20 protein-coding genes are annotated in these 19013 nt (G+C 34.7%); 15 read left to right on the top strand and 5 right to left on the bottom strand.

What is annotated here, in order from left to right:
- Window positions 1-285: 285 nt before the first annotated feature.
- The gene (locus tag IDG66_RS03580; protein ID WP_000455993.1) at window positions 286-807 is read left to right on the top strand and encodes a methylated-DNA--[protein]-cysteine S-methyltransferase; all 522 of its coding nucleotides are present in this window, start codon (window positions 286-288) and stop codon (window positions 805-807) included.
- Between the two features lie 169 nt (window positions 808-976).
- On the opposite strand, the gene IDG66_RS03575 is transcribed toward IDG66_RS03580, so the two are convergent.
- Window positions 977-2143: a hydroxymethylglutaryl-CoA synthase gene (locus IDG66_RS03575; protein WP_000151982.1), complete on the bottom strand. Its 1167-nt coding sequence runs from the start codon at window positions 2141-2143 to the stop codon at window positions 977-979.
- A 253-nt stretch (window positions 2144-2396) separates the two neighbouring features.
- Between IDG66_RS03575 and IDG66_RS03570 the strand changes: the two genes are divergently transcribed.
- Window positions 2397-3677 carry a hydroxymethylglutaryl-CoA reductase, degradative gene (locus tag IDG66_RS03570; protein ID WP_001180324.1) on the top strand — a complete coding sequence of 427 codons (1281 nt, stop codon included), beginning with the start codon at window positions 2397-2399 and terminating at the stop codon, window positions 3675-3677.
- A gap of 137 nt (window positions 3678-3814) precedes the next feature.
- Here the strand turns inward: IDG66_RS03570 and IDG66_RS03565 are convergent, their stop codons facing one another.
- The gene (locus tag IDG66_RS03565; protein ID WP_000455861.1) at window positions 3815-4246 is read right to left on the bottom strand and encodes a CHAP domain-containing protein; all 432 of its coding nucleotides are present in this window, start codon (window positions 4244-4246) and stop codon (window positions 3815-3817) included.
- A 389-nt stretch (window positions 4247-4635) separates the two neighbouring features.
- Window positions 4636-4854: a sterile alpha motif-like domain-containing protein gene (locus tag IDG66_RS03560; protein WP_000011687.1), complete on the bottom strand. Its 219-nt coding sequence runs from the start codon at window positions 4852-4854 to the stop codon at window positions 4636-4638.
- 166 nt (window positions 4855-5020) lie between these two features.
- On the opposite strand from IDG66_RS03560, the gene cidR reads away from it, so the two are divergent.
- From cidR to IDG66_RS03520, 8 genes are all read left to right on the top strand, one after another.
- Window positions 5021-5899: a cidABC operon transcriptional activator CidR gene (gene cidR / locus IDG66_RS03555; protein ID WP_031893180.1), complete on the top strand. Its 879-nt coding sequence runs from the start codon at window positions 5021-5023 to the stop codon at window positions 5897-5899.
- A 212-nt stretch (window positions 5900-6111) separates the two neighbouring features.
- On the top strand, window positions 6112-6507 hold the full coding sequence (cidA, locus tag IDG66_RS03550; RefSeq protein ID WP_000549734.1) for a holin-like murein hydrolase modulator CidA: 396 nt from the start codon (window positions 6112-6114) through the stop codon (window positions 6505-6507).
- Entirely contained in the window at window positions 6500-7189 is a 690-nt protein-coding gene (locus tag IDG66_RS03545; protein ID WP_001001019.1) for an LrgB family protein, read from the top strand. The genes cidA and IDG66_RS03545 overlap by 8 nt, the downstream gene beginning before the upstream one ends.
- Before the next feature lie 46 nt (window positions 7190-7235).
- Window positions 7236-8975, top strand: a complete 1740-nt coding sequence (locus IDG66_RS03540) for a pyruvate oxidase (RefSeq protein ID WP_001062652.1) — start codon at window positions 7236-7238, stop codon at window positions 8973-8975.
- A gap of 300 nt (window positions 8976-9275) precedes the next feature.
- Window positions 9276-11342, top strand: a complete 2067-nt coding sequence (ptsG, locus tag IDG66_RS03535; protein WP_000473675.1) for a glucose-specific PTS transporter subunit IIBC — start codon at window positions 9276-9278, stop codon at window positions 11340-11342.
- 364 nt (window positions 11343-11706) lie between these two features.
- Window positions 11707-12117: an acyl-CoA thioesterase gene (locus tag IDG66_RS03530; RefSeq protein ID WP_000206033.1), complete on the top strand. Its 411-nt coding sequence runs from the start codon at window positions 11707-11709 to the stop codon at window positions 12115-12117.
- Between the two features lie 41 nt (window positions 12118-12158).
- The gene (locus IDG66_RS03525) at window positions 12159-12503 is read left to right on the top strand and encodes a thioredoxin family protein (RefSeq protein WP_000240662.1); all 345 of its coding nucleotides are present in this window, start codon (window positions 12159-12161) and stop codon (window positions 12501-12503) included.
- Window positions 12504-12635: 132 nt separating this feature from the next.
- A complete protein-coding gene (locus IDG66_RS03520) occupies window positions 12636-13604 on the top strand; it encodes an alpha/beta hydrolase fold domain-containing protein (protein ID WP_001228169.1) in 969 nt (322 codons plus the stop codon).
- An 80-nt stretch (window positions 13605-13684) separates the two neighbouring features.
- On the opposite strand, the gene IDG66_RS03515 is transcribed toward IDG66_RS03520, so the two are convergent.
- Window positions 13685-14620, bottom strand: coding sequence for a DMT family transporter (locus tag IDG66_RS03515; protein ID WP_072362001.1), 936 nt, complete (start codon window positions 14618-14620; stop codon window positions 13685-13687).
- A 182-nt stretch (window positions 14621-14802) separates the two neighbouring features.
- Window positions 14803-15006, bottom strand: a complete 204-nt coding sequence (locus tag IDG66_RS03510; RefSeq protein ID WP_001177186.1) for a hypothetical protein — start codon at window positions 15004-15006, stop codon at window positions 14803-14805.
- Window positions 15007-15555: 549 nt separating this feature from the next.
- On the opposite strand from IDG66_RS03510, the gene IDG66_RS03505 reads away from it, so the two are divergent.
- The 5 genes from IDG66_RS03505 to IDG66_RS03485 all read left to right on the top strand — a co-directional run bounded on the left by IDG66_RS03505 (window position 15556) and on the right by IDG66_RS03485 (window position 18544).
- Window positions 15556-16599 carry a PTS sugar transporter subunit IIC gene (locus IDG66_RS03505; protein ID WP_000353634.1) on the top strand — a complete coding sequence of 348 codons (1044 nt, stop codon included), beginning with the start codon at window positions 15556-15558 and terminating at the stop codon, window positions 16597-16599.
- Window positions 16600-16601: 2 nt separating this feature from the next.
- The gene (gene sdaAB, locus IDG66_RS03500) at window positions 16602-17282 is read left to right on the top strand and encodes an L-serine ammonia-lyase, iron-sulfur-dependent subunit beta (RefSeq protein WP_001140234.1); all 681 of its coding nucleotides are present in this window, start codon (window positions 16602-16604) and stop codon (window positions 17280-17282) included.
- Window positions 17283-17295: 13 nt separating this feature from the next.
- Window positions 17296-18195, top strand: a complete 900-nt coding sequence (sdaAA, locus tag IDG66_RS03495; RefSeq protein WP_000460421.1) for an L-serine ammonia-lyase, iron-sulfur-dependent, subunit alpha — start codon at window positions 17296-17298, stop codon at window positions 18193-18195.
- An 18-nt stretch (window positions 18196-18213) separates the two neighbouring features.
- Window positions 18214-18312 carry a hypothetical protein gene (locus tag IDG66_RS03490; protein ID WP_001789909.1) on the top strand — a complete coding sequence of 33 codons (99 nt, stop codon included), beginning with the start codon at window positions 18214-18216 and terminating at the stop codon, window positions 18310-18312.
- Between the two features lie 61 nt (window positions 18313-18373).
- Window positions 18374-18544, top strand: a complete 171-nt coding sequence (locus IDG66_RS03485) for a hypothetical protein (protein ID WP_001549802.1) — start codon at window positions 18374-18376, stop codon at window positions 18542-18544.
- Window positions 18545-19013 lie beyond the last annotated feature (469 nt).

Below are 19013 nucleotides of genomic sequence, written 5' to 3'. Positions count from 1 at the left end.
TTTAAAACTTTATGAATATTGTGTGTTATTTTTAATAAGTAATTATAGGTTTAATAAAATATTAAGGATTCATTGCATTTTCAATATTTTAATTTAAGATTTGGTTTACAAAGTAAGAGGTTAGCGCGTGTAGTAAGATATGTAACTGTATATTGCAGCAAAGTGATAGCTGGTATTACGTGTTTATATACGTAATTGACGACTTATTTATTTTTAAAAAATGTGAACATGAATATTTTCTAAATTAACAATTAAGGCGTATGATTAGAAAAAGGGGGCATTTTTATGGAGTATAAGAGTTACTATGATTCGCCTGTAGGACGATTGGAACTTGTGAGTGATGGGGGAAGTCTGACCGCTGTTTTGTTTGAAAATCAACAAGGTGATAGTACTAGGGAAGAAAATACGTCTTTAGCGATATTTAGAGAGGCGACACAGTGGTTAGACGCGTATTTTAAAGGTGACAATCCTGAAATCACAATACCTTTAAAGCCAACAGGTAGTCATTTTCAACAGTGTGTTTGGAATGAATTAAGACAGGTTCCTTATGGGACTCTAACAACGTATGGTGCTATTGCCAAAAAAGTAGGCAAGCTGCTTAACAAGCCAAAAATGTCAGCCCAAGCGGTTGGAGGTGCAGTCGGAAGTAATCCATTATCTATTATCGTGCCATGTCATCGTGTTGTCGGTAAAACGGGTAGCTTAACAGGGTTCGGTGGAACGATTAATAATAAAATTAAGCTGTTAGAGTTGGAGAATATCGATATGTCAAAGCTTTATGTACCAAAACATAGCACGAAGCCGTAACGTATAAAGGATCCAGGCATTAGGAAAACTTCAATAATGTGTCAAACAGGCTTAGCTAATTCATTCAATACGAAGTGTTATAAATAGAGAACAGCAGTAAGACGATTTCAATGAGAAGCTGTCTTACTGCTGTTTTTAGGTTATATTTAAATGCTTTCAAATACACAGATTACTCTGGTCTGTGATATTCGCGAACGTTATTTTCAATATTTGATAAGTAGAAAATATGACGATCTTCATGAACAGCATCTTGTTCTTCGTCAAATTCAACGTCATCAAAACGTTTGAAGAATGTTTCATATGCATCAACAGATACTTCAGTACGGTTATTTAATAATGCTTTATGTGCAGCTTGATCTAAATGATCTTTGTAGCCTTCAACTAATGTCGCACTATAAAATTCACCAACTGAACCTGAGCCATAACTGAATAAACCGATTGTTTCACCAGCTTGTAAATCACGATTTTCAAGTAATGATATTAGGCTTAAATATAATGATCCAGTATAAATATTACCGACATAACGGTTATAATCTACAGCATCTTCATATCCTGAACGTAAACGCTCTTGAGTTGTTTCATCAGCGTTATCAATGATTGACTCTAATGCCTTTTTACCCATTTTTGTAAATGGAACATGGAAGCATAGAGATGCGAAGTCAGCTAGCGACTTACCTTGACGTTTTGCGTATTCATTCCAGCTTTGTTGGAATGAGCGGATATAAGCATCTTTAGATAATGCACCATCAACTAATGGATATTTATGTCCAGTTGGACGCCAGAAATCATAAACGTCTTCAGTGTAAGCAACAGCATCTTCATTTAATGCCAAAATGCTTGGATTATGTGCAATAACCATCGCAACTGCGCCAGCACCTTGTGTTGGCTCGCCGCCTGAATTCAATCCATAACGTGCTGTATCTGTAGCAATAACTAATACTTTTTCATTCGGTCTAGTTGCTAAATAATCTTTAGCTAATTGAATTGCTGGTGTTGCAGCATAACAAGCTTCTTTCATTTCAAAGCAACGTGCAAAAGGTTGAATACCTAATAAGTTGTGAATTTGAACAGCGGCTGCTTTAGCAGCATCAACTGCTGATTCAGTTGCCACAATTACCATACCAATTTTCTTTTTGTCTTCGTCTGTTATAATGTCCTTAGCAGCATTAGCGCCCATTGAAACGATGTCTTGGTTTACAGGACTAACAGCCATTTCAGTTTGACCAATACCAATTAAAAATTTGTTTGGATCTACTTGGCGTGCTTCTGCTAATTTAGCCATGTCTACATAGTACTTTGGAACGTAAAAGTTTATTTTATCGATACCTATTGTCATAAGGTTTTACATCCTTTCAAATTTATAAAAGCAACACTTGTATCATATCAGAATATGCTAATTTTATACAAAGAAATATACTAAATTTAAAAATGATTTGTCGTTTCTTGTAAGCGTTTTAATTTACCTTGTTTTATTTTAAAGTCAAAACGACAATTATTCAATTGAATTTTAAGACGAATGACGTTATTTTGTGGTAAAAATAGTAGTGATTGAAATGTTAAAAATTATGTGAAGTAAAAGGAGTACGTCCATGCAAAATTTAGATAAGAATTTTCGACATTTATCTCGTAAAGAAAAGTTACAACAATTGGTTGATAAGCAATGGTTATCAGAAGAACAATTCGACATTTTACTGAATCATCCATTAATCGATGAAGAAGTAGCCAATAGTTTAATTGAAAATGTCATCGCGCAAGGTGCATTACCCGTTGGATTATTACCGAATATCATTGTGGACGATAAGGCATATGTTGTACCTATGATGGTGGAAGAGCCTTCAGTTGTCGCTGCAGCTAGTTATGGTGCAAAGCTAGTGAATCAGACTGGCGGATTTAAAACGGTATCTTCTGAACGTATTATGATAGGTCAAATCGTCTTTGATGGCGTTGACGATACTGAAAAATTATCAGCAGACATTAAAGCTTTAGAAAAGCAAATTCATAAAATTGCGGATGAGGCATATCCTTCTATTAAAGCGCGTGGTGGTGGTTACCAACGTATAGCGATTGATACATTTCCTGAGCAACAGTTACTATCTTTAAAAGTATTTGTTGATACGAAAGATGCTATGGGCGCTAATATGCTTAATACGATTTTAGAGGCCATAACTGCATTTTTAAAAAATGAATTTCCGCAAAGCGACATTTTAATGAGTATTTTATCCAATCATGCAACAGCGTCCGTTGTTAAAGTTCAAGGCGAAATTGATGTTAAAGATTTAGCAAGGGGCGAGAGAACTGGAGAAGAGGTTGCCAAACGAATGGAACGTGCTTCTGTATTGGCACAAGTAGATATTCATCGTGCAGCAACACATAATAAAGGTGTTATGAATGGCATACATGCTGTTGTTTTAGCAACAGGAAATGATACGCGTGGTGCAGAAGCAAGTGCGCATGCATACGCAAGTCGTGACGGACAGTATCGTGGTATTGCTACATGGCGTTACGATCAAGATCGTCAACGATTGATTGGTACAATTGAAGTGCCTATGACATTGGCAATTGTTGGGGGTGGTACGAAAGTATTACCAATAGCTAAAGCTTCATTAGAGCTACTAAATGTAGAGTCAGCACAAGAATTAGGTCATGTAGTTGCTGCCGTTGGTTTAGCGCAAAACTTTGCAGCATGTCGCGCGCTTGTGTCAGAAGGTATTCAACAAGGTCATATGAGTTTACAATATAAATCATTAGCTATTGTTGTAGGAGCAAAAGGTGATGAAATTGCTAAAGTAGCTGAAGCTTTGAAAAAAGAACCCCGTGCAAATACACAAGCAGCGGAACGTATTTTACAAGATTTAAGAAGCCAACAATAGTAAATTGCAAATAGCGATTTTAAAGAAAAGTTTAGGTCAGTCCATCGTAGCGCTTAGATAAATTAATATGAACAAAAATAAAAACTTCTATCACACGCATACAGGAAATTGAAGCGTTCGTGATAGAAGTTTTTTGATTAGTAAATATAGTTAAAGTTACGTGCTGCCTTTTTGCTTAGTACACGTGTATTGTATTTTAATGGGCGATAAAAGTTGTATTCTGAAACTTTAATACTACCGTTTTTATATACTTGTTCAACAACTGCGACATGTCCATAATATCCTGCAGTTGATTGCATGACAGCAAATTTTCTTGGTGTACGACCAGTCGCATATTTTGATTTACGTGCATTGTAATACCAATTTTTAGCATTGCCCCATCTATTAGAAACAGGTTTACCGACTTGTGCGCGACGTTTAAATGCCCACCATGTACATTGGTTTTTACTATAATAATTAACTGCGGCATGCGATTGATGCGTTTGTTCGACGGATTGATAAGTGAAATCTGCTGAGAAAAGTACTGCAAAAGCAATTAATAAACGAATTAGTATCTTTTTATATTCCATTTTTATCTCCCAAGTTAATTTTTTTCTTTATTCAACGTTAATTATGATAACAAATTTTTTTTAGAAAACAATGTAAGCAATCAACAATAAAAGTAACTGTAATGAAGTTGTCATATAAAGTGTTGAATTGTAATAAAAATGGATTTTTTCATAAAATGTAGAAATTCATGTATTTAACAATTAATTGTCATAGTGATACAAGGATGTCAGGATTGATTAACAGCGGATATTAGTGGGAAAATATAAAATGATTTAAAAGAAAAGGTACGTGGTTCTATAACTGAAAGAAAATAGCAATCACAATATACTAAATGTAGCAATAACATTAAAAATAGCGCCCTGCAATCAGAGCGCTAACATGAGATGATGTGACTCCATGTATTCATGTATCATTGTACATTTGTGAATTGGTTGAAAACTGATAGTGCCCGTTTAATTACAGGTACTGAGATGCTTTCAGGACATGGATTTGTTCGAAAATATGACAATATTTCACTATGGCTCTTCACTTCTCTAGGGAAATTGCTATCTTGATTAATCCAATCAACCAATTCACCTAATGGTGTGTCATCACCAAGAAAACTTTGCATAAATTCGTAAAAGCTCAATACCTCACCTCGATTAATATACTTGAGCCATTAATATAATACCATAAAAGAATGTGTATTTTACATAAAACTTTTTATAAAGCAATTTTATAAATCTAAATTTATTGAATGTTTAAGAAGTTGTGTATAATGAAATAAACGTGTTGAAATAGTTAGGATGATGTTAGTGGATATCAAACATATGAAATATTTTATTGAAGTCGTTAAGCAAGGAGGCATGACTAATGCTTCCAAATCATTATATATTGCACAACCTACAATTAGTAAAGCAATTAAAGATATTGAAAATGAAATGGGCACGCCCTTATTTGATAGAAGTAAAAGACATTTAATTCTTACCGATGCAGGTCAAATTTTTTATGAGAAAAGTAAAGAAATTGTTGCACTGTATGATTATTTACCATCTGAAATGGAACGCTTGAATGGACTGGAAACAGGACATATAAACATGGGCATGTCGGCAGTCATGAATATGAAGATTCTTATCAATATTCTTGGTGCATTCCATCAACAATATCCAAATGTTACATATAATTTGATAGAAAATGGCGGTAAAACAATTGAACAGCAAATTATCAATGATGAAGTAGATATAGGCGTGACCACTTTGCCAGTCGATCATCATATTTTCGATTATACTACCCTAGATAAGGAAGATTTGCGACTTATCGTGAGCAGAGAGCATCGACTCGCAAAATATGAAACTGTTAAATTCGAAGATTTAGCAGGTGAAGACTTCATTTTATTTAATAAAGACTTTTACTTGAATGATAAAATTATTGAAAATGCTAAAAACGTTGGCTTTGTTCCGAATACTGTAGCGCAAATTTCACAATGGCATGTTATAGAAGATTTAGTTACGAATGAATTAGGTATTAGTATTTTACCAACATCAATTTCAGAGCAACTAAATGGAGATGTGAAGCTGCTACGCATTGAAGATGCTCATGTACATTGGGAATTAGGTGTTGTTTGGAAGAAGGATAAACAATTAAGTCATGCCACAACGAAATGGATAGAATTTTTGAAAGACCGTTTAGGCTAACATATTAATAAAGCACTCATTATTTAAGGCGCATCATTACGTGGGTCATTGAAATAATGAGTGTTTTTTTGTGAAAATGAAGTGAAATTTAGAGAGCGTTTCCATAGAAAATAGTAATACAAACTATAAAAAAAGAGTATTTTTATATTGTGTACGCCATCTTTATAATAGTTATTGTAACAATTTAGACATATTTAGAAAGGGATGGCGCCATGCACAAAGTCCAATTAATAATCAAACTACTACTACAACTAGGAATCATCATTGTGATTACTTATATTGGCACAGAAATTCAAAAGATTTTTCATCTTCCCTTAGCCGGCAGTATTGTTGGTCTATTTTTATTTTATTTACTATTACAATTTAAGATTGTACCGCTAACTTGGGTAGAAGACGGTGCAAACTTTTTATTAAAGACGATGGTCTTTTTCTTCATACCGTCAGTTGTAGGTATTATGGATGTTGCTTCCGAAATTACGCTAAATTATATACTCTTTTTCGCAGTCATTATCATAGGAACATGTATCGTTGCATTATCTTCAGGTTATATTGCTGAAAAAATGTCTGTTAAACATAAACATCGTAAAGGTGTAGACGCTTATGAATGATTACGTGCAAGCCTTATTAATGATTTTGTTGACTGTCGTTTTATATTATTTCGCTAAAAGGTTACAACAAAAATATCCGAACCCATTTTTGAATCCAGCATTAATTGCATCTTTAGGAATTATTTTTGTCTTACTTATCTTTGGAATTAGTTATAACGGGTATATGAAAGGTGGCAGTTGGATCAACCATATTTTAAACGCAACGGTCGTATGTTTAGCGTACCCACTTTATAAAAATAGAGAGAAAATTAAAGACAATGTCTCTATCATTTTTGCAAGTGTATTAACTGGCGTCATGCTGAATTTCATGTTAGTGTTCTTAACACTTAAAGCATTTGGCTATTCTAAAGACGTCATTGTAACGTTATTGCCCCGATCTATAACAGCCGCAGTAGGTATCGAAGTGTCACATGAACTAGGTGGTACAGATACGATGACCGTACTTTTTATTATCACAACGGGTTTAATCGGTAGTATTTTAGGTTCGATGTTATTAAGATTTGGAAGATTTGAATCTTCTATCGCCAAAGGTTTAACGTATGGGAATGCGTCACATGCATTTGGCACAGCTAAAGCACTAGAAATGGATATTGAATCCGGTGCATTTAGTTCAATTGGGATGATTTTAACTGCAGTTATTAGTTCAGTGTTAATACCTGTTCTAATTTTATTATTCTATTAATTTAGATATTTAAAATGATAGACAGAAAGGGAGGCTATTAGTAATAATGGCAAAAATAAAAGCAAATGAAGCATTAGTTAAAGCATTACAAGCATGGGATATAGATCACTTGTATGGTATTCCAGGAGACTCAATCGACGCAGTAGTCGATAGTTTACGTACAGTGAGAGATCAATTTAAATTTTATCATGTACGTCATGAAGAAGTAGCAAGCTTAGCGGCTGCTGGTTACACAAAATTAACTGGTAAAATCGGTGTGGCATTAAGTATCGGTGGCCCTGGTTTAATTCATTTATTAAATGGTATGTATGATGCCAAAATGGATAATGTACCGCAATTAATATTATCTGGACAAACGAATAGTACAGCACTTGGAACGAAAGCATTCCAAGAAACAAATTTACAAAAATTATGTGAAGATGTAGCCGTTTATAATCACCAAATTGAAAAAGGTGACAATGTGTTTGAAATTGTTAACGAAGCAATTCGTACGGCATATGAACAAAAAGGTGTAGCTGTTGTTATTTGTCCTAACGACTTATTAACTGAAAAAATTAAAGATACAACGAATAAACCAGTAGATACATCAAGACCAACTGTTGTATCACCAAAATATAAAGACATTAAAAAAGCGGTTAAATTAATCAATAAGAGTAAAAAGCCGGTTATGTTGATTGGTGTTGGTGCAAAACATGCGAAAGATGAGCTACGTGCGTTTGTTGAAGCGGCAAAAATTCCGGTCGTTCATTCATTACCTGCTAAGACAATCTTACCGGATGACCATCCATACAGTATTGGTAACTTAGGTAAAATAGGTACAAAAACCTCATATCAGACAATGCAGGATGCAGATTTACTAATTATGGTAGGTACAAACTATCCATATGTAGATTACTTACCTAAGAAAAATATTAAAGCAATCCAAATCGACACAAATCCTAAAAATATCGGACATCGTTTTAATATTAATGTAGGAATTGTTGGAGACAGTAAAATTGCATTGCATCAGTTAACTGAAAATATTAAACATGTTGCGGAAAGACCATTTTTAAACAAAACGTTAGAACGTAAAGCGGTTTGGGATAAATGGATGGAACAAGATAAAAATAATAATAGCAAACCATTACGTCCAGAACGTTTAATGGCATCAATTAACAAATTTATTAAAGATGATGCAGTAATTTCAGCAGATGTTGGTACTGCAACAGTTTGGTCTACACGTTATTTAAATCTTGGTGTGAACAACAAGTTCATCATTTCAAGTTGGTTAGGTACAATGGGTTGCGGTCTTCCAGGAGCTATGGCATCAAAAATTGCATATCCAAATAGACAAGCGATTGCCATTGCTGGTGACGGTGCATTCCAAATGGTAATGCAAGACTTCGCTACAGCAGTACAATATGATTTACCTTTAACTGTATTTGTACTTAATAACAAACAGTTAGCATTTATTAAATATGAACAACAAGCAGCTGGTGAATTAGAATATGCAGTTGATTTTTCTGATATGGATCATGCAAAATTTGCTGAGGCAGCAGGTGGTAAAGGTTATACAATTAAGAGTGCTAGCGAAGTAGATGCTATAGTCGAAGAGGCATTAGCACAAGATGTACCAACGATTGTAGATGTATATGTTGATCCTAATGCTGCGCCATTACCAGGTAAAATTGTAAATGAAGAAGCGCTTGGTTATGGTAAGTGGGCATTTAGATCAATTACTGAAGATAAGCATTTAGATTTAGATCAAATTCCACCAATTTCAGTGGCAGCAAAACGTTTCTTATAACTGATTTAAAGGTTATCACAATTGAATTGAACTATAAAAACGGTAATTTCTATTTCAACAAAATGGGAATTGCCGTTTTGTTTATTTATCACAAATGATCGTACTGAATTGATGATAAAATTGTGAAAAAGTTGTTGAAAACGCTTTTACAAATATGTATAATAGCTATGAATTAGATATCACTTGCGTGTTACTGGTAATGCAGGCATGAGCAAACAACCGCACTATGAGAATAGTCTTGTTTGTTCATGCCTGCTTTTTTTGTACATGGAAGCGGAAATTGAGATAGGGGATGTTTATATGTTTAAGAAATTGTTTGGACAATTGCAACGTATCGGTAAAGCATTAATGTTACCTGTTGCGATTTTACCAGCAGCTGGTATTTTATTAGCGTTTGGTAACGCAATGCACAACGAACAATTAGTAGAAATTGCACCATGGTTAAAAAACGATATCATTGTAATGATTTCGTCGGTCATGGAAGCAGCAGGACAAGTTGTATTTGATAACTTGCCATTATTATTTGCAGTTGGTACAGCACTTGGATTAGCAGGAGGAGACGGTGTTGCAGCATTAGCAGCGCTAGTAGGTTACTTAATTATGAATGCAACAATGGGGAAAGTGTTGCACATTACAATTGATGACATTTTCTCATATGCCAAAGGGGCAAAAGAATTAAGTCAAGCAGCGAAAGAACCAGCACATGCTTTAGTATTAGGTATTCCAACGTTACAAACGGGTGTGTTTGGTGGTATTATCATGGGTGCTTTAGCCGCATGGTGTTACAACAAATTTTATAATATTACACTACCACCATTTTTAGGATTCTTTGCAGGTAAACGATTTGTACCGATTGTGACATCGGTCGTAGCAATCGCAACAGGTGTGCTTTTAAGCTTTGCGTGGCCACCAATTCAAGATGGATTAAATAGTTTATCGAATTTCTTATTAAATAAAAATTTAACATTAACAACGTTTATATTCGGTATTATTGAACGCTCATTAATTCCATTTGGTTTACATCATATTTTCTATTCACCGTTCTGGTTTGAATTCGGAAGTTATACAAATCACGCAGGTGAATTGGTTCGTGGTGACCAACGTATTTGGATGGCACAATTGAAAGATGGCGTACCATTTACTGCTGGTGCATTTACTACTGGTAAATATCCATTTATGATGTTTGGTTTACCAGCGGCGGCATTTGCTATTTATAAAAATGCACGACCAGAACGTAAAAAAGTCGTGGGTGGTTTAATGTTATCAGCAGGATTAACTGCATTTTTAACTGGTATCACTGAGCCATTAGAATTTTCATTCTTATTTGTAGCACCAGTACTTTATGGAATTCACGTATTATTAGCTGGTACATCATTCTTAGTAATGCATTTATTAGGCGTTAAAATTGGTATGACATTCTCAGGTGGTTTCATAGATTATATTTTATATGGTTTATTAAACTGGGATCGTTCACACGCATTATTAGTTATTCCAGTCGGTATTGTATATGCTATCGTGTATTACTTCTTATTCGACTTTGCAATTCGTAAGTTTAAATTGAAAACACCAGGTCGTGAAGATGAAGAAACTGAAATTCGTAACTCTAGTGTCGCAAAATTACCATTTGATGTCTTAGATGCAATGGGTGGAAAAGAAAACATTAAACATTTAGATGCATGTATTACACGTCTACGCGTAGAAGTGGTTGATAAATCAAAAGTAGATGTAGCAGGTATTAAAGCTTTAGGCGCATCAGGTGTATTAGAAGTTGGAAACAATATGCAAGCTATCTTTGGTCCAAAATCAGATCAAATTAAACATGATATGGCCAAGATTATGAGTGGTGAAATTACGAAACCAAGTGAAACGACAGTGACTGAAGAAATGTCAGATGAACCAGTTCACGTAGAAGCACTTGGAACAACAGACATCTATGCACCAGGTATCGGTCAAATCATTCCATTATCAGAAGTACCTGATCAAGTATTCGCTGGTAAAATGATGGGTGATGGTGTTGGCTTTATCCCTGAAAAAGGTGAAATTGTAGCACCGTTTGATGGTACAGTGAAAACAATCTTCCCTACGAAACATGCGATAGGATTAGAATCTGAAAGTGGCGTCGAAGTACTTATTCATATTGGTATCGATACAGTGAAACTGAATGGTGAAGGATTCGAAAGTCTGATTAACGTTGATGAAAAAGTAACACAAGGTCAACCATTAATGAAAGTGAATTTAGCATACTTGAAAGCACACGCACCAAGCATCGTTACACCAATGATTATTACAAATCTTGAAAATAAAGAACTTGTCATTGAAGATGTACAAGATGCTGATCCAGGTAAGCTAATTATGACAGTCAAATAATGATTAAAAATGAAACAGCATATCAAATGAATGAACTTTTAGTCATTCGTAGTGCGTATGCGAAGTAGCGAGTTGAAAGAGAATACGTTACAAAAGGCAGTAGCTTAAAATGAAGCTACTGCCTTTTTAGTGCGCAATGATGTATAGCAATGGCATAGATGTTAGTTTGGGGGATAGAAAGTAGGGATTGTACTTTTTGTACATTTTAGAAAAATGCATCTTCACGACTAGTCAAATTAATAACGTCATTGAAAAGTTTGATTTTCCGTAATAAAGTTCAATTGCTTGTATTTTTATCATGAAAGTAATAAAAATAAATTAACATGATTTTAAATCTATTTGTAAGATAAGGAGATTTGTCATTATGACAACAGAAGGTCTATTAGTTGCAGAGAAAGAAATCGAAGTGAATGGTTACGACATTGATGCGATGGGTGTCGTTAGTAATATCGTTTATATTAGATGGTTCGAAGATTTGAGAACAGCGTTTATTAATCAGCACATGAATTACTCAACAATGATCAATCAAGGCATTTCACCTATACTTATGAAAACGGAAGCAGAGTATAAAGTACCTGTCACAATACATGACAAACCAGTAGGTCGTATTTACTTAGTTAAAGCAAGCAAGATGAAATGGGTGTTTCAGTTTGAAATTGTGTCCGCACATGGCGTGCATTGTATTGGTACACAGACAGGCGGTTTTTACAGATTGAGCGATAAGAAGATAACCTCTGTGCCACAAGTGTTTCAAGACATTTTAGCAACAAAATAATGACTTCATTTTAAAATATAAAAAGTAAGAAGGTGTTCGAAATGGTTAAGCAATTAAATAGTGTCGAAGCATTCCGTGAATTTATTCATCAATATCCGTTAGCAGTTGTACATGTCATGCGCGATCAGTGTAGCGTGTGTCATGCCGTTTTACCACAAATTGAAGACTTGATGCAATCATATCCCAATGTGCCATTAGCTGTGATTAATCAAAGTCAGGTGGAAGCTATTGCTGGAGAATTAAATATTTTCACTGTACCTGTGGATTTAATTTTTATGAATGGAAAAGAAATGCATCGTCAAGGGCGTTTTATCGATATGCAACGTTTTGAACATCATCTTAAGCAAATGAATGATAGTGTAAATAACGATGTCGATGAGCATTAATATCGCAAATGATTAGCATTGCTAAGATTATGTAGACATCATAACTTATTTCCCAGTAAATATTGGTAGTAATAAGAATCAGCATGGTACAGTAGAACTATAGTAGAAATCATCAAAGAGGAGTGACGACAAATGCGTAAAAAATGGTCTACACTTGCGTTTGGATTTTTAGTAGCAGCATACGCACATATTAGAATTAAAGAAAAACGCAGTGTGAAAAGTTATATGTTAGAACAAGGTATACGATTATCTAGAGCTAAGCGTCGTTTTATGTATAAAGAAGAAGCGATGAAAGCATTAGAAAAAATGGCGCCACAGACAGCAGGTGAATATGAGGGCACCAATTATCAGTTTAAGATGCCAGTAACAGTGGATAAGCACTACGGTTCAACCGTTTATACCGTTAATGATAAACAAGATAAGCATCAACGTGTTGTATTATACGCACATGGAGGTGCATGGTTCCAAGACCCACTTAAAATTCACTTCGAATTTATTGATGAACTTGCAGAAACACTCAATGCTAAAGTCATCATGCCAGTATATCCGAAGATTCCGCATCAAGATTATCAAGCGACGTATGTGCTTTTTGAAAAGTTATACCATGATTTATTGAATCAAGTAGCAGATTCTAAACAAATCGTTGTAATGGGTGACTCTGCGGGCGGTCAAATTGCTTTATCATTTGCTCAATTGTTAAAAGAAAAACATATTGTGCAACCAGGACATATTGTATTAATTTCACCAGTTTTAGATGCAACGATGCAGCATCCTGAAATTCCTGACTACTTAAAGAAAGACCCAATGGTAGGTGTGGATGGCAGTGTGTTCTTAGCTGAACAATGGGCAGGGGACACACCTTTAGATAACTACAAAGTATCACCAATTAATGGTGACTTAGATGGTTTAGGTCGTATTACATTAACTGTTGGCACAAAAGAAGTACTGTACCCAGATGCTTTGAACTTATCGCAATTGTTGAGTGCAAAAGGTATCGAACATGACTTTATACCTGGATATTACCAATTCCATATTTATCCAGTATTTCCGATACCAGAGCGCCGACGCTTTTTATACCAAGTGAAAAATATTATTAATTAAAATAAAAAACTCTGATATCACATAAAAGGTAGCTACGTTGTTAAAAATAGTTACTTGCTAAAGTGATTATCAGAGTTTTCTTATTCATCTAATGCTTCAGGTTGTCTTTTAAGTGATAGTAATAAAATTAAAATCATAATAAGAATGATGCCTACGATTTGAAATGGTTTGAATGCCACATGTAACCATAGACTGCTTGCGATAACGGCTACGACAGGTTCAACAGTTCCGAATAATGTTGTTTCTTTCGCTGATATGTATTGTAAACTGTCGATAAAGAAATAAAATGCGAGTGCGGTACCACCGATAATACCAAAGATTAAAAATAATATAATTGATATGTCCCATTTAGTGATATCAATGTGCCAAATTGGATGGCGTAAATTCATCGCAACACCAGAAATAAGCATTGCCCACCCGACAATTAGAATCGAACCGAAGCGGTTAAGTAGGTCTGAAGGATAAATTGTGTAAAAAGCGAGTGCTACACCAGCTAAAATACCCCAGAATAAACTTGCAGGATTGACGACTAAATTAGAAAATGAACCATTCGTTAATAATAAAAATGTTCCTAATAGTGTCATGATAATAGCAAGCACATCAAATAATGTTAGTTTTGCAACGCCTCTTATGACAAACCAAATAATAATATAAACTGGCGCAATGTATTGTAGTAATGTTGCAATCGCAGCATTACCTGTATTAATAGATGCCATATAAGCATATTGTACAACTAACATGCCCAGTATACTGAAGATAAGTAATTTGCCTAACATACGTCGATCTTGGAATACGCTAAATATAGAACGTTTGGGTTGCATCATTTTGTACATAATAAGTAAGAAAACACCACTGACTACAAGTCGAGCAGTGACGTACCAATCGACATTAATATTCTTATATTTGAACAAGAAATCAGAAACAGTACCACCTAATCCCCATAAACAAGCACCGACAATGGCAAGTATAATTCCTTTTAAACGCAAAGCTGAATGATTATTCGCCAAGTATCTCACCCCTTTAAAACTTAACACCAACAACATAAAATATGTCGGTGTATGATAATGATTTAATTCATTATATCGACTTTTAAGAAAGAGTGAAATGAGAAAATAAAAAAATCATCTAAGATGTAGTGGTCTAGATGATAGATAAATGAATCGATATGGGAAATGAATGTTGAAACACAGAGGATAAACTATTTAAATGAGATTTCAGGAAGACTCAAATGTTTTTGCGTAAGAGATCCATGATGAGAATGCTGACTATCTAACACGAAATGTGATACATCATGTCCAGTCATACTCGTATATAAAATAATGACTAAATAAGAAGTGAACGTTATAAAGATAAGTGCTAAATAGATAGAAATTGCAACTTTAACGGAATGACTCAATTGCACCTTTATCGCCTCCACTAAGTTATACTAAATATTTTCATCTTCAGTATAACCAGCCATTGTTAAGTTGATGTAAATTTAGCTTTAAAAAAAGTAAAGATTCAACCTATAGACTATCATCATTCCTATCAGAAAACTAAAAATAATATCCTACTTTAATTATCTTATTGCAAATATATGTGTAATAAGTTATTTTTGAATATAGTGTGCGGTTTTATAAACACAGCACAAAAACAAAAAATAAATAGTTCGAAAGATAAAGTGTATAAATATTAAAGATTTTTAGAAATATTACTCACTTTCAGATGTAAAAAAGTTATCAAAAAACTGTCACACAACTGTTTGAAATATAGAGTAAAAAGTTAATTAGTAAATATTAATGACAACATAAGTAGTTTTTGAAACAATCCATTTTAAAAATCTTTCACAAATATGAAATATTTCACTTAAATATTTGATTTGATAACAGATAAAAGTTGAAAACGTTTTCTTAAGGGTGTACGATGTTTATGGTCTGAAAATAAAATAAACATAGAGAGAGGTTTTTGGGAAATGGATATTCTGTTAGGTGTAGGCACATTAGTCTTGGTTTTAGTGATCATGACGCTATTTTTAAAGTATGCACCGTACGGTAAACAAGGACTACAAGCATTATCCGGTGCAGCTTGTGCGACATTTCTACCACAAGCATTCTTAAGTTACGCTATTGGTGGCGTATTTGATATTAAATTTCTACAAGATATTGGGGATTTAGCAGGAAGTTTAAGCGGTATCGCAGTAGGTATTCTAACGTGCTTAAACTTAGGCGTTGCACCAGTATTTGCGGTTATTGTTGGTTTAGTATTACATGACTTTAAATTATTACCAGCATTCATCGCAGCTTATGGCGTAGCTTTTTTAATTAAATGGATTGAAAAGAAAGTTCCAGAAGGCTTGGACTTAATTGTGGTGATCTTATTTGCACCAGCAATTGCTTTCGGACTTGCATCAATCATTACACCTGGTGTGCTAGCAACATTAAAACAAATAGGTAGTGCTGTCACTGCGGTAGGTGATAACAATCCATATGCATTAGCGGTCATTTTAGGACTAGTGATTCCTGTTACAGGTATGACACCGCTAAGTTCAATGGTATTAACAAGTTTATTAGGACTGACAGGTGTTCCTATGGCTATTGGAGCACTAACATGTACAGGTAGCTCATTTGTTAACCTTATTTTATTCCGAAAATTAAACATTGGTGGACCGTCAAAAGCATTTGCAGTTTGTATTGAGCCATTGACGCAAATTGATTTAATAGCGCAATATCCAGTACAACTATATGGTACAAATGCACTGATTGGGGTCGTCAACGCATGTATCGTGACATTTAGCGGACTAGTAATAGGTGTCAAAGGTATGGCAACACCAATTGCAGGCGCCATCGTATTGTTTGGCTTTAATAATGCAGTGACATCAATTGTAACAATCGCAACAGTGATTATTGTCAGCATTGTCTTAGCCTATATTATTGGAACACTAATTAATAAGTTTAATTTAATGAATATCAACTTTAAAATGCCGAGCAAAAAGAATCATATTAAGGAGAGTGTTTAATTATGGCAAAGAGCTATGATTATCAAAGTGCTTTCGATATTATCGGACCAGTTATGATGGGCCCTTCAAGTTCTCATACGGCTGGTGCAGTAAAGATTGGGAATTCAGCACGCGCAATATTGGGAGATATTCCTAAAAATATTGAAATACATTATTATGAATCATTTGCTCAAACACACCAAGGACATGGTACAGATGTCGCTATTGTGGGTGGAGCAATGGGATATTCAACATTTGATAACCGAATTAAATCTTCATTAGAAATTGCAGCTGATGATGGTATTAAAATAGATATCATCGAAGAAGAAGGCGATAGTATTGGTCAACATCCAAACTGTGCTTATATCAAATCATCTCGTAATGATGGTCGCTACATTGAAATTATCGGTATTTCAATCGGTGGTGGTACAATTAAAATTAAAGGTATTCATATAAATGGACTAGAAGTAGATTTAAATCATGGATTACCAATTTTAGTTGTTGACGGAAATATGACTAAAGCACAAGTAAATCATTTCATCAATGATATCAACGATATGAAATTAGACTGTAAAGATGAATTTATTAAGATAGATGAAGATAAATGCTTGGTTGTAATACCATTAAATAAAGCAATCTCAGAATCAACATTAAATACAATTAAAGAGAAATACAGTGACGTAAACGTTTCCTATATAAATTAGAGGGGGAATAAACATGTTTGATTCAATTAGAGAGACTATAGATTATGCCGTAGAAAATAATATGTCATTTGCGGATATCATGGTTAAAGAAGAAATGGAATTAAGCGGTAAATCACGTGATGAAGTGCGAGCGCAAATGAAACAAAATTTAGATGTCATGCGAGACGCAGTAATCAAAGGGACGACAGGTGATGGGGTTGAAAGTGTAACGGGCTACACTGGTCATGATGCTGCTAAACTACGTGATTATAATGAAACACATCATGCTTTGTCTGGATATGAAATGATTGACGCAGTCAAAGGTGCCATTGCAACAAATGAAGTCAATGCTGCGATGGGTATTATTTGTGCAACGCCAACAGCTGGTTCCTCGGGTACCATTCCCGGTGCACTTTTTAAATTAGAAAAAACACATGATTTAACAGAAGAGCAAATGATTGATTTCTTATTCACTTCAGCATTGTTTGGGCGTGTCGTAGCAAACAATGCAAGTGTAGCTGGTGCAACAGGTGGCTGCCAAGCTGAAGTTGGTTCAGCATCTGCAATGGCCGCAGCTGCAGCAGTAGCTATATTCGGAGGATCACCAGAAGCATCCGGGCACGCTATGGCATTAGCGATAAGTAATTTATTAGGTTTAGTTTGTGATCCAGTAGCCGGACTTGTTGAAATTCCTTGTGTTATGAGAAATGCAATTGGTTCGGGTAACGCTTTAATTTCAGCAGATTTAGCATTAGCAGGTATTGAAAGTAGAATCCCTGTTGATGAAGTTATTGAAGCAATGGATAAGGTTGGTCGTAACCTTCCTGCATCATTACGTGAAACTGGATTGGGTGGACTAGCAGGCACACCAACTGGCGAAGCAATTAAACGTAAAATCTTTGGCACAGCTGAAGATATGGTTAAAAATAATTAATGAGATAACAATAAAATATTGATAAAAAAGAAGCATCTGTCTGGATCATTAGTACCAGATAGATGCTTCTTAATTATCTCTGAAGAAGTTGAAAGATTTATGGAAAATGCATACTAATCAAAATAGTGATTGCAAAAGCGTCCCCGTATATCTAAAATAACTTAAAAGGAGTGATGATATGCTAAGACTATCAATCATCTTTATAGCATTCATCATTAACACAACGATTACATATGGATATACGACTGAGGGAACGTGGGTCAATCTATTATTTAAATCTTTATCGCTCAGCATGATTATCGTTTTCATGTTCTACTATATTCGTTTTGTTATTGAGAAAAAGCGTTAAATCAAAGCTATGGGGATAGTATTTGAAAAGAATAAATAAAAGGGACGATGTAAATCAATGTAATATGCTCTACAAAGTTATATTGGCAGTAGTTGACTGAACGAAAATGCGCTTGTAACAAGCTTTTTTCGATTCTAGTCAGGGGCCCCAACACAGAGAATTTCGAAATGAAATTCTACAGGCAATGCGAGTTGGGGTGTGGGCCCCAACACAGAAGCTGACGAAAAATCAGCTTACAATAATGTGCAAGTTGGCGGGGCCCCAACAAAGAGAAATTGGATTCCCAATTTCTACAGACAATGTAAGTTGGGGTGGGACGACGATAAAGAAATACTTTTTCTATAGAAATTAGTATTTCTTATGCATGAGTTTTACTCATGTATTCCTATTTTTAAGTACACATTAGCTGTGGCTAATGTGTAAGAACCACTACATAATAAATCATTAGTGGCTCTTTATCATTTCTGTC

Source organism: Staphylococcus sp. EG-SA-18, from assembly GCF_017151825.1.
Taxonomy (GTDB): Bacteria; Bacillota; Bacilli; order Staphylococcales; family Staphylococcaceae; genus Staphylococcus; species Staphylococcus aureus.
Note: the sequence above shows the minus strand (reverse complement) of the source record. Positions and strands in the feature narration are given on the sequence as shown.

Coding starts and splice junctions, on each gene's coding strand:
- IDG66_RS03520 (WP_001228169.1), top strand. CDS start 12,636: ATGCGTAAAAAATGGTCTACACTTGCGTTTGGATTTTTAGTAGCAGCA.
- IDG66_RS03505 (WP_000353634.1), top strand. CDS start 15,556: ATGGATATTCTGTTAGGTGTAGGCACATTAGTCTTGGTTTTAGTGATC.
- sdaAA (WP_000460421.1), top strand. CDS start 17,296: ATGTTTGATTCAATTAGAGAGACTATAGATTATGCCGTAGAAAATAAT.
- sdaAB (WP_001140234.1), top strand. CDS start 16,602: ATGGCAAAGAGCTATGATTATCAAAGTGCTTTCGATATTATCGGACCA.
- IDG66_RS03540 (WP_001062652.1), top strand. CDS start 7,236: ATGGCAAAAATAAAAGCAAATGAAGCATTAGTTAAAGCATTACAAGCA.
- cidA (WP_000549734.1), top strand. CDS start 6,112: ATGCACAAAGTCCAATTAATAATCAAACTACTACTACAACTAGGAATC.
- IDG66_RS03545 (WP_001001019.1), top strand. CDS start 6,500: ATGAATGATTACGTGCAAGCCTTATTAATGATTTTGTTGACTGTCGTT.
- IDG66_RS03525 (WP_000240662.1), top strand. CDS start 12,159: ATGGTTAAGCAATTAAATAGTGTCGAAGCATTCCGTGAATTTATTCAT.
- IDG66_RS03580 (WP_000455993.1), top strand. CDS start 286: ATGGAGTATAAGAGTTACTATGATTCGCCTGTAGGACGATTGGAACTT.
- IDG66_RS03575 (WP_000151982.1), bottom strand. CDS start 2,143: ATGACAATAGGTATCGATAAAATAAACTTTTACGTTCCAAAGTACTAT.
- IDG66_RS03530 (WP_000206033.1), top strand. CDS start 11,707: ATGACAACAGAAGGTCTATTAGTTGCAGAGAAAGAAATCGAAGTGAAT.
- IDG66_RS03565 (WP_000455861.1), bottom strand. CDS start 4,246: ATGGAATATAAAAAGATACTAATTCGTTTATTAATTGCTTTTGCAGTA.
- IDG66_RS03485 (WP_001549802.1), top strand. CDS start 18,374: ATGCTAAGACTATCAATCATCTTTATAGCATTCATCATTAACACAACG.
- IDG66_RS03570 (WP_001180324.1), top strand. CDS start 2,397: ATGCAAAATTTAGATAAGAATTTTCGACATTTATCTCGTAAAGAAAAG.
- ptsG (WP_000473675.1), top strand. CDS start 9,276: ATGTTTAAGAAATTGTTTGGACAATTGCAACGTATCGGTAAAGCATTA.